The organism is Phaeobacter sp. NW0010-22 (genome assembly GCF_040365955.1).
In the GTDB taxonomy this organism is placed as follows: Bacteria; Pseudomonadota; Alphaproteobacteria; order Rhodobacterales; family Rhodobacteraceae; genus OMPR01.
The window spans coordinates 296,426-310,881 of record NZ_BAABWT010000003.1 but is presented as its reverse complement, the minus strand read 5'-3'; the positions used below and the strand labels follow the sequence as shown (position 1 = coordinate 310,881).

The following is a 14,456-nucleotide window of genomic DNA, read 5'->3' as shown; positions in this document are numbered from 1 at the left end:
GATGAAACAACCACTTGGTGTCATTCTGGCAGGTGGGTTGGCCACTCGTATGGGCGGGGGCGACAAGGGAAAGCTGAAGCTGGCAGGTCAATCCTTGCTGCGCCACGTGATTGATCGGTTGGAGCCGCAGGTGGCCGGGTTGGCGTTGAATGCAAACGGAGATCCAACGCGGTTTTCCGATCTGGGCCTGCCTGTGATTGCAGACAGCATCGAAGGGTTCGCAGGCCCCCTGGCTGGGGTGCTGGCGGGGCTCGATTGGGCCGCGGATCAGGGGGCGGGTTGCATTGTAACAGCTGCGGCGGATACACCGTTCTTCCCGTGCGATTTGGTGCCCCAATTGCTGCTCGCGACCGAAGGAATGGAAGCACGTTTGGCGCTGGCAACAACGCCAAGATCGGGCGAAGAGCTGAAATCAGGTGGCAACAAAAAGATAAATCGGCATCCGACGTTTGGAATCTGGCCAGTCGCACTGCGGGATGACTTGCGCGCGGCCTTGCACGATGGATTGCGCAAAGTTGTATTGTGGACGGATAAGCACGATGGGCGCGAAGCCTTGTTCCCAGTCGGAGATATCGATCCATTTTTTAACGTAAACACGCCTGCTGACTTGGAGTATGCTGAGGCTTTGATCAGATGAAAGTGTTTGGCGTCACCGGGTGGAAAAATGCGGGCAAAACCGGGCTTATGGAACGGCTGGTGACAGACATCACAGGTCGCGGTTTTTCTGTCTCAACCATCAAACATTCCCACCACAGCGCAGATGTTGATCACGCGGGGACAGACAGTCACCGCCACCGCGTTGCTGGTGCAAACGAGGTGGTTTTGGCTTCGTCGTTGCGTGTTGCGATCATGCAGGAATTACGTGATGCATCAGAGCCCCCGTTGCGTGAACTACTAACCCGTTTACGGCCCGTCGATCTGGTTTTGATCGAAGGATATAAACGTGAAGCACATCCGAAGATCGAAGCCTATCGCGCCGCTGTTGGGCATGATTTACGCGCACCTGATGACGAGACAATTCAGGCCGTTGCAAGTGATATTCCCTTAGATCTGGATCGACCAGTATTCGATTTGAACGATACCGGCGCGATTGCCGACTTTATTTTGGCTCAGGTCGGGTTGTGACGGGGTTCGACACCTTTGCGATGGTGGATTGGTCTGGTGGCAATGATACCGGTCCGCGCCCCTGCAAAGATGCGATTTGGATCTGTGTGGTACGGAATGGGAAGGTGGAATCGCCGGTCTATTTGCGCAATCGCGTGCTGGCCGAAGAGTGGCTCGCGAACTTGATCGCTGCCGAACAGCATGCAGGGCGGCGTCTGTGCATTGGGTTTGATTTTCCGTTTGGCTATCCAGTGGGATTTGCCCGTGCTCTGACCGGCACTGACGACCCATTGGCGGTTTGGGATTGGTTCGAAGCCCACATTCAAGATTCGCCCAAGACCAATAACCGCTTTGATCTGGCGGGGGAAATTAACCAGCGGTTTGGTGGGGAGGGGCCGTTTTGGACCAATGCCTTAAAGCGCGATATCGCAGGTTTGCCCCGCACCAAAGCGACCTATCAAAACCCGTTCCCTGATCGCCGCGCTGTTGAGCACCTCGCAAAGGGGAGCTTTACTTGCTGGCAATTGGCGGGCGCAGGTGCAGTTGGCAGCCAGGTGATGATGGGGATGGCAATTCTGGCACGGTTGCGCCGGCGGTTTGCCGATCAAATCGCAGTTTGGCCGTTTCAGCCGCTGGAAAAGCCGGTCGCTTTTGTCGAGATCTGGCCGTCGTTGACCGTTGGGTCAGCGCCTGATGGAATGATCAAAGACGCGTGGCAGGTGCAACAAGTGGCCTTGGGGCTGGCGCGGTGGCCAGCAGTTAAGTTAACAATGCAATTGGATATAGAGGCGCCTGAGGAGGGGTGGATTTTGGGAATTGAGCAGGAAAATCGTACGATTTCACCCCCACCGCTGCGCAATGACTGCTTTGCCTTGCCGGCCGGCATAGCGTGGACCCCAGTGGATGAGGCTTTGGATTTGCTGCGGCAACGACTAAACCCCGTGACCGGCGAAGATCGCCAGGCAGTGGCAAAGTCGATGGGCCGCGTCTTAGCTGAAGATGTTGTCGCGCGTCGCTCTAATCCACCGCATCCTAATACAGCGGTAGACGGCTATGGGTTTGCCGGAGCATTTCCAGACGGAGAGCATGTCTTACCATTGGTCAGTGGGCGGGCTGCGGCTGGTGCTCCGTTCGATGGACAAGTCCCCAAGGGATCAGCAATTCGGATCTTGACCGGAGCGGTCCTGCCGCAAGGTGTGGATACCGTGATCTTGCAAGAAGATGTGACCGTGCAATCAGATCGAATTGCGTTTCGCGGTCCCCTGAAAGCAGGGGCAAATACGCGCAAAGCGGGCGAGGATATAGTCGGGGGAGATACTGCGTTGAAAGCAGGGCGGGTTCTGACCCCTGCGGATTTGGCACTGTTATCGGCCATTGGGGTGTCAGAGGTGGCGGTGCGCAAGCCACTGCGCGTGGCCGTGATCTCTACCGGAGATGAATTGATCGAGCCGGGGGCTGAGCCCGCTTTGGGACAGATCTTTGACGCCAACCGCCCGATGCTGCTGGCTATGGTGGACCGGTTTGGCTTTACGCCGATTGATATGGGCTGTGTGGCGGATGATCGGGAGGCGCTGCGAGCGGCGCTGGATCAGGCCGCGCAGAAAGCCGATGTGATTTTGACCAGTGGCGGTGCCTCGGCCGGGGATGAGGATCATGTGTCCTCTCTGTTGACGGATGCGGGGGCGATGCAAAGGTGGCGTATTGCGGTTAAACCTGGGCGGCCCTTAGCGTTGGGGATGTGGAAGAATGTGCCGGTTTTTGGCTTGCCGGGTAATCCCGTTGCCGCATTGGTGTGTACTTTGGTCTTTGCACGCCCTGCGATGAAAGTGTTGGCAGGGTCCGAATGGCGTGAGCCGCAGGGTTACAATTTGCCCGCGGCATTCTCGAAACGTAAGAAGCCCGGTCGTCGTGAATATCTGCGGGCACGTTTACGCGATGGTCAGGTCGAAGCCTTTGCTTCAGAAGGGTCCGGGCGGATCAGTGGCCTGAGCTGGGCCGAAGGATTGGTCGAACTCGAAGACGGTGCGCGCGATATTCAGCCCGGTGATCCTGTGCGGTTTATCCCCTATGACAGTTTCGGTCTCTGACAGATGGGCATCACGATCAGTCAGGGATTTAGCGAGGCAGAGAAAAGCCATGTTGCGCAGCTCTTTTGGCAAGCGTTTTCCGCCAAATTGGGTCGGATCATGGGCCCGGACGCCCGTGCTTTGCAGTTTTTCAACGGATGTTTAAACCCCAATTTTGCCCTAGTGGCGCGCGATGAACAGGGGCAGTTGTTAGGTGTCGCTGGTTTCCGGACTGACGCAGGTGGATTGGTTGACGGGTCTCTGCAAGATATGGCGCGGGTTTACGGTTGGGTCGGGGGGATATGGCGGGGGTTGTTGCTTAGTTTGCTGGAACGCAAGGTTCAGCCCGATGTTTTTCAGATGGATGGCCTGTTCGTAGACGCCAGTGCGCGCGGGCTTGGGGTCGGAACCGCGTTGCTCGAGGCGGTGTTCCAAGAGGCCCACCAGCGTCAGTTGGACTGTGTGCAACTGGATGTGATCGACATCAACCCGCGGGCGCGTGCCTTGTACGAACGTGTTGGATTTGTCCCCATCAGCGAAGAAGAGACCGGTCCCTTGGTTCATATCTTTGGGTTCAGTAAGGCAACGCGGATGGAAAAGACGCTGGGCGTTTCCATCCGACCTTAGTCAAAGGTGCCGGCGACCCGGCCCAGCAACATAAAGGCGCGGGCTGTTCTGGTATCGCTGAGGGCTGAAATTTCTTCGTCACTGGCTTCGGGTTCGAATTCAGTGAACATCTGATCAAAGCGGCGCAGAAAATGGTGGGCGGCGTCGCGAAAAATCGGATCTTGTTTCATGCGCCCTGCGGTCAGCGCAAGTGAGGAACGATCCCGAACTCCCCCCAAGGCAGCCACGGCACGCCCGCGTGTCCCTTGGGCAAACTGGCGCCAGACTTCTGGGCGGGACAGATCAGGGCGCAAGTCGTCCATATAAATGCCGTCTTGACTGAGCAGCGTCAGGATATCTTGCGCGGCCTGAATCAATTGCGCGGCCTTGCGATCCTTGAGGGCCCTTCGCAGGGCTGAAAACCCATCAATATCTTCGGCGGTTTCAGGAAAGTTCAGCGCGCGAATAAAGTCGTCGCTGGGCAGGGGAGGAGACAGTGTCTCGGCAGGGGTACCCAGTTCCAAAGAACCCTGATCTCCATTTACATCGGCGGCTTGTTCCGTTTGGGAGGCTGGGCGAACAGGTTCTCGGCGCTTGGTCGAAAACGTTGCCAGAGTTGTTTCCGTCTTGCGGGCCGTTTCAGCGATTTCGTCCAGCTTTTTGGCCACCGAAGGTTCTTGTCCAATGGTGGCCCGTTGTTGCTGCGTCACATAGGCGTGGCGAATGGCGTCGATTGCTGCCTGCAAACGGTGGCTTTCCTCACGCATAACACGACTGGATCGGGCGGCTGTTGCAGCCACCCAGATCATGGCGACAGGCATGAAAACGGCCAGCATTGTAACCAGAAATCCAACCCCAATCGCCGCAGGTTGCTGCGGTGGACTCACGAAGAAATAGGCCAAGGCCCCACCCAGCCACAAAACGCTGAGCAGGATGGCGACGATTTCAATCCCGGTCACCATTTGCCGCTTTGGTTGGTCATAGACCCCAAACGGTGTTGGCTGGGCTGGGTCGTGATCTGGCTTGGGGCCGGACATAGGCAACGCTCCGGTCAGGAGTACGCGATTGTAAGCACTTCGTAAGAGCGTACACCACCCGGGGTGCGAACCTCAACGCTGTCGCCTTCGTCTTTTCCGATTAGAGCACGTGCGATGGGGGATTTCATGTTGAGAAGGCCCTTTTCAACATTGGCTTCCATTTCACCAACGATTTTCCAAGTTTTCTCTTCATCCGTGTCTTCGTCAACCAAGGTAACGGTGGCACCGAATTTGATCGTCCCGGATAGGTTGGCCGGATTAATTACTTCTGCCAACGACAAAGCGCCCTCAAGCTCTTTGATGCGTCCCTCGATAAAGCTCTGCTTTTCACGGGCTGAATGATACTCAGCATTCTCTTTCAAATCGCCAAGTTCGCGCGCCGTGGCGATCGCCTCGATGATAGCCGGGCGTTCGACGGATTTCAGCTGTTTCAGCTCGACTTCAAGGTTCTTGAAGCCCGTGGGGGTCATTGGAATCTTGTCCATGTGTTTTGATCCACGTAAATAAGTGTCGCCCCGCCGCGCGATGCGCCGGGGCGACTGTTTGGGTTATCGTTTACCTGACCCAAACAAGGGGTAAATAGCAAGAGGGGACACGTGTCGCCCTATGCGGATTGTGGCTTAATCGTATGCAACAACTTCAAATTCGATTCCGTTGTCATCATCAAAATAGAATCTGCGGCCGGGTTCATAATCACCGTGATTAACTGGGGTAAACCCCGCAGCGATGACGCGGGCCTCGGCGGCATCAATGTCGCTGACCACAATTCCCACATGGTTCAACCCACCCAAAACATCATAGCTACTTTCTTGTGAAGGTCGCACCGACTTGGGTTTGTAAAGCGCCAGGTAGCTGTCCTTTGATCCGATGTGGACGGTATATCCCCCGGCTTTGGCCTCTCCCTCCCAACGGATGTTCCAGCCAAAGACGTTTTGCATCCAAGCTGCGGTTGCGTGGGGGTCGGCGACGGTGAAATTGCTGTGTTCTAGAGTTGCTGTCATGTGACCTGCTCCTTGTATTTGACGGCTGTCGCGACTCACTGTAATTTCTAAACCTAACTTTAGGTCAAGGAATTATGAGGTGCGGTATGGCGATTTCTGAAGGATTGGCGATAGGGGCGCTGGCGAGCCGTACAGGATTGGCCGTTTCGGCGATCCGATACTACGAAGCACAGGGATTGATCAGCCCGTGGCGCAACGCGGGCGGCCAGCGCCGCTATCAGCGAGCGGATATCCGGCGGCTGAGCTTTGTTATGATTGCGCAGCAGTTTGGGCTGTCGCTACCTGAAATCCGCGAGGTGTTGTCGGGACTACCGGGGCAACGCACACCGACACGAGAAGACTGGACCCGGATCAGCGAAAAGCTACGAACTCATTTGGATCAGCGAATCAACACATTGCTGCGTTTGCGCGATAATTTGGACGGTTGCATCGGATGTGGATGTTTAAGTTTACCCAACTGCGCGCTGTATAATCCTGCAGATCGCGCAAAAAAGGGCGGAAGCGGCCCAAGGTACCTCATGGGCGACACACCTGAGGCCTAATCGCCGCGCCGCAGCATCGTGACGCTCAGTTTTGTTTGACCTTGCCCCGTTGCAAAGGGTAATCACCCACGAAACATTATTGCGCCCAATGGGGCCACTAGCGACAAGATAGCCAAGGAGCACCTCGATGGCCGAGATCGAACGCGAAGCGATGGAATATGACGTAGTGATCGTCGGTGCAGGCCCTGCGGGTTTGTCGGCGGCCATCCGTTTGAAACAACTGGATGCAGACCTAGACGTTGTCGTTCTGGAAAAGGGCTCCGAAGTTGGCGCGCACATCCTGTCTGGTGCGGTTCTGGACCCCTGCGGTCTGGACGCGCTGATCCCTGACTGGAAAGAAAAAGGCGCGCCGCTGACCGTTCCAGTGAAAGAAGACAACTTTTACATGCTGGGCGAAGCGGGTAAAATCCGCATCCCTAACTTCCCCATGCCGCCGCTGATGCACAACCACGGCAATTATATCGTGTCGATGGGGAACGTCTGCCGCTGGATGGCCGAACAAGCCGAAGAGCTGGGCGTGGAAATCTTCCCCGGTATGGCCTGTTCCGAGCTGGTCTATGGCGACAGCGGCGAAGTCAAAGGTGTGGTTGCCGGTGTCTTTGGATTGGAAGCAGATGGATCTTATGGTCCGGGGACCGAGCCGGGCATGGAGCTGCATGGCAAATACGTCTTCTTGTCCGAAGGCGTTCGTGGGTCGTTGGCCAAAGAAGTTATTGGCAAATACGACCTTCAAAAGGGTAAAGAGCCGCAGAAATTCGGTCTTGGCATGAAAGAGATTTGGGAAATCGATCCGGCCAAGCACAAAGAAGGCACCGTGACCCACACGATGGGCTGGCCTTTGGGTGGCAATGCGGGCGGTGGTTCGTTCATCTATCACCTCGACAACAACCAAGTTTACGTCGGTTTCGTGGTTCACTTGAACTACAAAAACCCCAACCTGTTCCCCTACATGGAATTCCAGCGCTTCAAGCACCATCCCATCGTTGCGGACCTGCTCGAAGGCGGCAAACGTGTGGCCTATGGCGCACGTGCAATCACCGAGGGTGGGTATCAATCGATGCCCAAAATGGTCGCGCCTGGCGTGGCGTTGCTGGGCTGTTCGGTTGGCATGGTCAACGTGCCGCGTATCAAGGGCAACCACAACGCGATGCTGTCCGGCAAAGCTGCAGCCGAGGCGGCGTTTGACGCCATCAAAGCCGAGCGTGCAGGTGATGAGCTGACGTCTTACGAAACCGAAGTGCGCGAAGGTGCAATTGGCCAAGACCTGAAAAAAGTTCGCAACGTCAAGCCGATGTGGTCCAAGTGGGGCATGCTGCCATCCTTGGCGCTGGGTGGTCTGGACATGTGGACCAACACATTGGGCTTTTCGCTATTTGGCACCTTGGGGCACGGTAAAAACGACGCGGAATCGACCGAAGAAGCATCCAAGCACAAAACGATCGATTATCCAAAACCCGATGGCAAGCTGTCCTTTGACCGCCTGACCAACGTCAGCTTTGCGATGACCAACCATGAAGAAAGCCAGCCGTGCCACTTGCACCTGAGCGATCCGAGTGTGCCGATTAATGTCAATCTGCCCAAGTATGCCGAACCCGCGCAGCGTTATTGCCCAGCTGGTGTGTACGAGATCGTGGAAAAAGACGGCACGCCTGAGTTCGTGGTGAACTTCCAGAACTGCGTGCATTGCAAAACATGTGATATCAAAGATCCAAGCCAGAACATCACTTGGGTCACACCTCAGGGTGGTGATGGCCCGAACTATCCGAACATGTAAGCAAGAATCCGGCAATGGCGCGCTCGTGAAGGGTGTGCCATTGCCTCTTTGCCACTGACGCCCTAGCTTATTCAAAAGCAGATGAGAAAAGGCAGGCAGTTTGGTGTTTTCCCTAGTCCAACGCGCGGCAGTCGCCGCAATTGCAGTTACTTTGGCCTTGCCCACGACTGGGTCGGCACAATCGGGTGCAGGAGCGTATCTAGCGGGCCGACAAGCTGCCTATGACAGCGATTTTGCTGCCGCCGCGCTCTATTACGCGCGCGTTCTGGGGATGGATCCCAGAAATCCAAAATTGATGGAAGATTTGGCCGTTGCACAGCTGTCGTCCGGACAGGTGCTGCGTGCTTTGCCGGTCGCGCAAAAAATCGAATCCGAGGGATTGCGTAGTCAAGTGGCGCATCTGATTGTTGTAGCAAATCTTTTTGCCGACAAACAATACGACACGGTGCTCGCGCGCGATCTTGAAACGCGTGGGGTTGGGCCGCTGGTCGATGGCTTGTTGATCGGGTGGGCACACATGGGGGCCGGATCCGTTGCCAAAGCTTTGGCGCAGTTTGACATCGTTGCCGATCAAAACGGGCTACGGGGCTTTGCGATGTATCACAAGGCCTTGGCGTTGGCTTCTGTCGGAGACTACGAAGGGGCGGAGGCCCTGTTTGCTGCTGATGACGGGGCACTAACTACCATCTCGCGTCGAGCCGTGCTGGCGCGGGTGGAAATCCTGTCGCAGTTGGATCAAAACGACCGCGCGCGCGAAATCATGGCAGATGTATTTGTAGGGCGTTCAGATCCGGCCCTGATTTCGGTCACTGATCGTCTGGCCGCAGGTGAAAAACTCCCGTTTTCACAGGTTCGGTCGGTTCAAGATGGCGCGGCAGAGGTGTTTTTCTCGATCGGGGCGGCGTTGAACAACGAAGCAGCAGACGACTACACGCTGCTTTATGCACGGGCTGCGAATTTCCTGCGCCCCGACCACATTGATGCTTTGCTGTTGAGCGCTGAGTTGCTCGACAATTTGGGGCAATACGAACTGGCCGTCGCCAGCTATCGCCAAGTGCCACGGGATAGTCTGGACCATCACGCCGCTGAATTGGGACGCGCTGAAGCTCTGCGTCGCGCGGCCAAACCTGACGCCGCCGTCGAAGTGTTGCAACAATTGTCGCTTGAATATCCTTTGATGGCTTCGGTGCATTCTGCACTTGGGGATCTGTTGCGGCAGCAAGAGGAATATCAAGGCGCGGTGAATGCTTATGATAAGGCGCTGAACCTCACGGAAGAGGGCGCCCCGGCGCAGTGGTTCCTGCACTATGCGCGTGGAATCAGCCATGAGCGGTTGAAAAATTGGGACAAAAGCGAAGCGGACCTCCGACAGGCTTTAGAACTGAACCCTGAACAACCACAGGTCTTGAACTATCTGGGCTATTCGATGGTTGAAAAGCAGATCAATCTGGACGAAGCGCTTGAGATGATTGAGCGGGCAGTCGCTGCGCGTCCTGATAGCGGGTACATTGTTGATAGCCTTGGCTGGGTATTGTTCCGGCTCGGGCGGTATTCAGAGGCCGTTGCGCATATGGAAAAAGCGGTGGAACTGATGCCCGTTGATCCGGTGGTAAATGACCATCTGGGTGATGTATACTGGGCTGTCGGACGTATCCGTGAGGCTGAGTTCCAATGGAGCCGCGCTCTGTCGTTTGTGAAGCCTGAAGACACCGATGGGGAGGCAGATCCAGAACGCATTCGGCGCAAGCTTGACGTGGGTTTGGACACTGTTTTGGCTGACGAAGGTGCCGAGCCCTTAAAGGTTGCCAATGACGGTTGAGGTCTTTGCACCCGCCAAAATCAATCTGACTTTGCATGTGACCGGCCAACGATCCGATGGGTATCACCTGTTGGATTCCTTGGTGGTTTTTGCTGATGCCGGAGATCGCATTACCATGACCAAAGTTGCCGAAACGCGGCTTGAGGTATCTGGCCCGTGCGCAGCCGGGGTACCAACAGATGCGCGTAATTTGGTTGTGAAAGCGGCGCAACTTTTGGGCGTGGCTGCACACATCCATCTGCAAAAAAACTTACCTGCTGCTGCGGGGATCGGTGGGGGGTCTTCGGATGCGGCTGCGACTCTGTCGGGGTTGTGCCAGCTCTATGGCGTGCCATTGCCCACGCCGGACGCGGTGCTGTCTCTGGGGGCAGATGTCCCGCTTTGCCTAAAGCGTGGGTTGGTCAGGATGGAGGGTATCGGCGAGCAGTTGAGCACGCTTGGGCCTCCGCCAGATATGCACCTTGTGATGGTCAATCCTCGGGTCGAGGTTCCAACGCCAACGGTATTCAAAGCCTTAAGTTGCAAAGAAAATCCAGCGATGAATTGGCCCATGAATCCAACAGATTGGGTGTCATGGGTGGCAAGGCAACGCAATGACTTGGAGGCACCTGCCGTGTCGGCAGAACCTGTTATCGCAGATGTTCTGGATATGCTGCGCGCGCAGCCGGGATGCCAATTGGCTCGCATGTCAGGGTCGGGTGCGACTTGTTTTGCAATTATGGAAAATGCCCAAGCACAGCAAAACGCAGTGGCACACATAAAAACGGCCCATCCAGAATGGTGGGCCGTCGCATGTAAAGCTTTGACCGGTAATCAGTTCAGTCGCGAAACCACATAATCGGCAAGTTCGCTAAGCATCGTGCGGATTTCTCCGTCGGGCAGGGACTCCAAAGACGATTTCGCTTTGGCTGCCCAGGCATTGGCATCGGCGCGTGTTGCATCGAACGTGCCGTACTTGTTCATCAACTCCAATGCGTGCTCTAGATCGCCGTCTTCCTGACGTCCCTTTTCGATGGTGCGCTCCCAGAAGGTGCGTTCTTCGGCTGTGGCTTGCGCGACCGCTTTGATCACAGGCAGGGTTAGCTTGCGTTCACGGAAGTCATCGCCGACGTTCTTGCCGGTTTCTTTTACATCTCCCTGATAATCCAACAGGTCATCAGCAATCTGAAAGGCGATTCCCAAGGCGTCACCATAGTCAAACAGGGCCTGTACTTGTGATTCTGGTGCCTTTGCAATGACACCGCCCACTTGCATCGCAGCCGAAAACAGAGCTGCGGTCTTACCGCGTACAATCTGCAGATAGACAGCTTCGTCTGTGCGAAGATCTTGCGCCGCGGTCATTTGTAGAACTTCCCCTTCGGCAATTGTCGCCGAGGCATTGGCCAGAATATCCAACACGCGCAGACTGCCGGTTTCCACCATCAATTGAAAACTGCGGGAAAACAGATAATCGCCAACCAATACCGAGGATTTATTGTCCCATAACAGGTTCGCCGTTGGGCGCCCCCGGCGTTGACCGCTTTCGTCCACAACATCATCGTGAAGCAGTGTTGCGGTGTGAATGAACTCCACCGTCGCGGCGAGCCGCACATGGTGTTCGCCCTGATATCCACACAAGCGCGCGGCGGCCAAGGTCAGCATGGGGCGCAGACGCTTCCCGCCTGCTTCTACCAAATGGGCGGTCACTTCGGGGATACGCGGCGCGTGTTCCGAGGCCATCCGTGTCCGGATCAGCTCATTTACAGCGGTCATTTCCCCATCAAGGGTGGCTGCCAAACGCTCATGCGGTTTTGAGATCGTGCTGCTGTCCATCACACTCCTGATACAAGGGTCGACATTTGCCTCCCCTTGCCCTTACATCCGTCTTTATGAAGGAACTTTTGCGCAGCACCGATCCGACCGTCATGGCCTTTGCATCCGCCCTTCTTGAGGGCGAGGATATAGACTGCTTTCAGATGGACGTAAATATGAGCATCCTCGAAGGTGGCATCGGATTGTTTCCGCGCCGCATGATGGTGCGTGTAGATGATTATGATCGCGCATTGATTGTGATGCGGGATAACGAAATCCCGTTGGGCAAGTGACCCGATTCCAACCTGATGAGCTGACCCGGAATGGGTTCCTGGGTGGGCGTATTCAATTGTGGCAACCGCGCCATGGATACCGGGCGGGTGTGGATCCCGTGCTGTTGGCCGCTGCAGTTCCTGCAAAGACAGGTCAATCGGTGTTAGAGCTTGGTTGCGGGGCAGGGGCGGCGATCTTGACCCTGCATGGTCGCGTTTCCGGCCTGCATTTGCAGGGGGTTGAGCTGCAGCCTGCATACGCTGATCTGGGGCGGCGAAACGGGGCTGAAAATGATGCTAATCTGACGGTAACCTGTTGTGATCTGACATCTCTGCCGCCAGAGCTGCGACAGATGCAATTTGACCATGTGATTGCTAACCCGCCCTACTATCGTGCTGGTGCGCACAGCGGTGCAGTTGATGCGGGGCGACGCACGGCTTTGGGTGAGGAAACACCGCTTGCCCTTTGGGTTGAGGTGGCCGCGCGTCGGCTTGCCCCCAAGGGGTATCTGCACATGATCCAAAGAACGGACCGCTTGCCCGATATTCTGATGGCCTGCGAGGGGCATTTGGGGTCCGTCGAAGTGCTGCCCCTGTCCGCGCGTTTGGGTCGTGCTTCGGATCTGGTGATTCTTCGTGCGCGCAAAGGGGGGAAAGCGGCATTTCGTCTGCACGCCCCACTGATTTTACACGAAGGGGCACGGCATGAGAAAGACGGCGAAAGCTATCGTGCTGAGATTCGGGCGGTTTTACGCGATGGGGCCGCTATACCTTGGCCTGAATCGGAGTAAGCAAGGTTCAGCGCATATGTCGATTTCGTGACAAAATTCGTGCGCCTGCGGCGTGACAGTCGCTTTTGATTATGCTCAACTTGTCGAGCATCTAATTCAGAGGAGGACTGCCATGAGCCTGAGCTCACACCTGACAGAACTGAAAAGAAAGCACGAGAACCTCAGTAGCGAAGTGGAACAAGCGCAGCGTTCCCCGAGTATTGATGACCTGCATTTGGTGAATCTGAAGAAGCAAAAGCTCAAACTAAAGGAAGAGATTGAGCGACTGTCCGTTTAAGTAGGCAGTATAGCCCGCGCAGCAATTGATGCTTTGCCGGTACTCACAAAGGTCGTGATCGCCAAACCTTAGGGTAGGGTGGCGATCCCGGCCAACCCCAATGTGACAATAGATTTAAGTTTGGTCGCATAGGATGACGTGCCAGAGATCTGAGATACCTCGCTGGCTGTAACAGTCCCCCAAAAAAGTCATTGCGCAAATCCCGAGGGCCCAACCCTCGCCATCTGGTATCGCCGGTGCGGAAGGGGTTCAAAGCGGCGGAATATCTTCGACAGGGATGATCGTCAGCGAATCCGTCACGTAATCCGTTTTTGTGATTTCGGATAGAATCCAATCTCGAAAAGCTTTGATTTGTGGGCGGTTTTCGGTGCCGAGCGTGCAAATGAAGCGGAAATGCGCCTTGGTTTCCAGCGCAAGGGGGTAAGGGGCAACTAACTTGCCTTCGTGTAGGTCTTTGACAACCATCGCGCGTCGCCCCAATGCGACTCCTGCACCCGCACCTGCTGCATCAACTGCATGGTCCGCCTGACTAAAGTGAGAGCCATGCGTAGGGGTGAAATCAAGACCCGCAGCACGAAACCAGGTGGTCCAATCGCAGGGTGGGTCCAGAAAATCGACCGAATGATCAAAGATCAGAGGGGCATCTCGCAAGCTGTCTGGTGTTGGATACCGGGTCGCCATTTCGGGGCTCATGACCGGCGTGATCCATTCCCGGCGCAGAGGGAGGGCATACAGCCCCTCATCAGGCCCATACCCAAACCGGACGGCAACATCGACTTCGTCCCTAGCAAAATCCATCAAGCGCAAGGTGGCCGAGAACCGTAGATCAATCTCAGGAAAACTGCGCGCGAATTCGTAAAGGCGTGGTGCGAGCCATTTGGCCGTAAAGGCCGGGCCAGCCGTCACGTTGAGGGTCGTATTGTCCTGTAATCGGCGTGCAGATTGCCACGCTGCAGCCAGCGTTTGAAACCCTTCGGCGGCTCCGGGTGCTAACACGCGCCCGGCCTCTGTCAGTTCAACGGCTCGGTTCAACCGATGAAACAATGGCGCGCCCAAATGTTCTTCTAGAGATTTGATCTGAAACGATAGGGCGGCAGGGGTGACATTTAACTCAGCAGCAGCTTTTGCAAACGACATGTGCCGCGCTGCGGAGTCAAAGGCGCGTAAAGCGGTCAGCGGAGGGAGGCGAAGAGACATTTCAGTTAAGTAATACTTTATTGAGGCCATGAAAAGTCTCGTTTGTAGCTTTGCATACGTACGGCCATATTGAGCTTAAGGCAAAAATAAGTAATCTGATGAAGGAGCGTGAGATGATTGAAGCAACTACTAATCCTGCCGCACAGCGTGCATTCAAACGGGCCCATCAGGAACGCGCC

The 14,456-nt window shown here is 55.8% G+C and carries 16 protein-coding genes; 11 read left to right on the top strand and 5 right to left on the bottom strand.

From position 1 onward, the window contains the following. Window position 1 precedes the first annotated feature (1 nt). Genes mobA through ABWV33_RS08370 form a run of 4 tightly spaced genes read left to right on the top strand, consistent with a single transcriptional unit; the run spans window position 2 to window position 3,797 of the window. Complete coding sequence (gene mobA, locus ABWV33_RS08385) at window positions 2-637, top strand: molybdenum cofactor guanylyltransferase MobA (protein WP_353330020.1); 636 nt, start codon at window positions 2-4, stop codon at window positions 635-637. Then, window positions 634-1,125 carry a molybdopterin-guanine dinucleotide biosynthesis protein B gene (mobB, locus tag ABWV33_RS08380; protein ID WP_353330018.1) on the top strand — a complete coding sequence of 164 codons (492 nt, stop codon included), beginning with the start codon at window positions 634-636 and terminating at the stop codon, window positions 1,123-1,125. Before mobA ends, mobB begins: the two co-directional genes overlap by 4 nt. Further along, window positions 1,122-3,191, top strand: coding sequence for a molybdopterin-binding protein (locus ABWV33_RS08375; RefSeq protein WP_353330016.1), 2,070 nt, complete (start codon window positions 1,122-1,124; stop codon window positions 3,189-3,191). Before mobB ends, ABWV33_RS08375 begins: the two co-directional genes overlap by 4 nt. A 3-nt stretch (window positions 3,192-3,194) precedes the next feature. Beyond that, window positions 3,195-3,797, top strand: coding sequence for a GNAT family N-acetyltransferase (locus ABWV33_RS08370; RefSeq protein ID WP_353330014.1), 603 nt, complete (start codon window positions 3,195-3,197; stop codon window positions 3,795-3,797). Here the strand turns inward: ABWV33_RS08370 and ABWV33_RS08365 are convergent. From ABWV33_RS08365 to ABWV33_RS08355, 3 genes are all read right to left on the bottom strand, one after another. Further along, on the bottom strand, window positions 3,794-4,813 hold the full coding sequence (locus ABWV33_RS08365) for a hypothetical protein (RefSeq protein WP_353330012.1): 1,020 nt from the start codon (window positions 4,811-4,813) through the stop codon (window positions 3,794-3,796). The genes ABWV33_RS08370 and ABWV33_RS08365 overlap by 4 nt on opposite strands. A gap of 14 nt (window positions 4,814-4,827) precedes the next feature. Beyond that, window positions 4,828-5,298 carry a transcription elongation factor GreA gene (gene greA / locus ABWV33_RS08360; protein ID WP_113825470.1) on the bottom strand — a complete coding sequence of 157 codons (471 nt, stop codon included), beginning with the start codon at window positions 5,296-5,298 and terminating at the stop codon, window positions 4,828-4,830. A gap of 135 nt (window positions 5,299-5,433) precedes the next feature. Then, a complete protein-coding gene (locus tag ABWV33_RS08355) occupies window positions 5,434-5,814 on the bottom strand; it encodes a VOC family protein (RefSeq protein WP_353330010.1) in 381 nt (126 codons plus the stop codon). Window positions 5,815-5,900: 86 nt separating this feature from the next. Between ABWV33_RS08355 and soxR the strand changes: the two genes are divergently transcribed. The 4 genes from soxR to ABWV33_RS08335 all read left to right on the top strand — a co-directional run bounded on the left by soxR (window position 5,901) and on the right by ABWV33_RS08335 (window position 10,787). Further along, the gene (gene soxR, locus ABWV33_RS08350) at window positions 5,901-6,356 is read left to right on the top strand and encodes a redox-sensitive transcriptional activator SoxR (protein ID WP_113825468.1); all 456 of its coding nucleotides are present in this window, start codon (window positions 5,901-5,903) and stop codon (window positions 6,354-6,356) included. Window positions 6,357-6,483: 127 nt separating this feature from the next. Beyond that, complete coding sequence (locus ABWV33_RS08345) at window positions 6,484-8,130, top strand: electron transfer flavoprotein-ubiquinone oxidoreductase (RefSeq protein WP_121998324.1); 1,647 nt, start codon at window positions 6,484-6,486, stop codon at window positions 8,128-8,130. Window positions 8,131-8,233: 103 nt separating this feature from the next. Continuing rightward, window positions 8,234-9,949, top strand: a complete 1,716-nt coding sequence (locus ABWV33_RS08340; RefSeq protein ID WP_502930902.1) for a tetratricopeptide repeat protein — start codon at window positions 8,234-8,236, stop codon at window positions 9,947-9,949. Continuing rightward, entirely contained in the window at window positions 9,939-10,787 is an 849-nt protein-coding gene (locus tag ABWV33_RS08335; RefSeq protein ID WP_353330007.1) for a 4-(cytidine 5'-diphospho)-2-C-methyl-D-erythritol kinase, read from the top strand. Before ABWV33_RS08340 ends, ABWV33_RS08335 begins: the two co-directional genes overlap by 11 nt. Here the strand turns inward: ABWV33_RS08335 and ABWV33_RS08330 are convergent. Next, on the bottom strand, window positions 10,763-11,761 hold the full coding sequence (locus tag ABWV33_RS08330; protein ID WP_353330005.1) for a polyprenyl synthetase family protein: 999 nt from the start codon (window positions 11,759-11,761) through the stop codon (window positions 10,763-10,765). The genes ABWV33_RS08335 and ABWV33_RS08330 overlap by 25 nt on opposite strands. A gap of 56 nt (window positions 11,762-11,817) precedes the next feature. Between ABWV33_RS08330 and ABWV33_RS08325 the strand changes: the two genes are divergently transcribed. The 3 genes from ABWV33_RS08325 (at window position 11,818) to ABWV33_RS08315 (ending at window position 13,080) form a co-directional block, all read left to right on the top strand. Next, window positions 11,818-12,033, top strand: coding sequence for a putative signal transducing protein (locus tag ABWV33_RS08325; RefSeq protein WP_113825549.1), 216 nt, complete (start codon window positions 11,818-11,820; stop codon window positions 12,031-12,033). After that, window positions 12,030-12,803: a tRNA1(Val) (adenine(37)-N6)-methyltransferase gene (locus ABWV33_RS08320; RefSeq protein ID WP_353330003.1), complete on the top strand. Its 774-nt coding sequence runs from the start codon at window positions 12,030-12,032 to the stop codon at window positions 12,801-12,803. The genes ABWV33_RS08325 and ABWV33_RS08320 overlap by 4 nt, the downstream gene beginning before the upstream one ends. A 112-nt stretch (window positions 12,804-12,915) precedes the next feature. Next, complete coding sequence (locus ABWV33_RS08315) at window positions 12,916-13,080, top strand: YdcH family protein (RefSeq protein ID WP_113825463.1); 165 nt, start codon at window positions 12,916-12,918, stop codon at window positions 13,078-13,080. A gap of 249 nt (window positions 13,081-13,329) precedes the next feature. Here ABWV33_RS08315 and gcvA read toward each other — a convergent pair whose 3' ends face one another. Next, on the bottom strand, window positions 13,330-14,277 hold the full coding sequence (gcvA, locus tag ABWV33_RS08310) for a transcriptional regulator GcvA (protein ID WP_353330301.1): 948 nt from the start codon (window positions 14,275-14,277) through the stop codon (window positions 13,330-13,332). Window positions 14,278-14,456 lie beyond the last annotated feature (179 nt).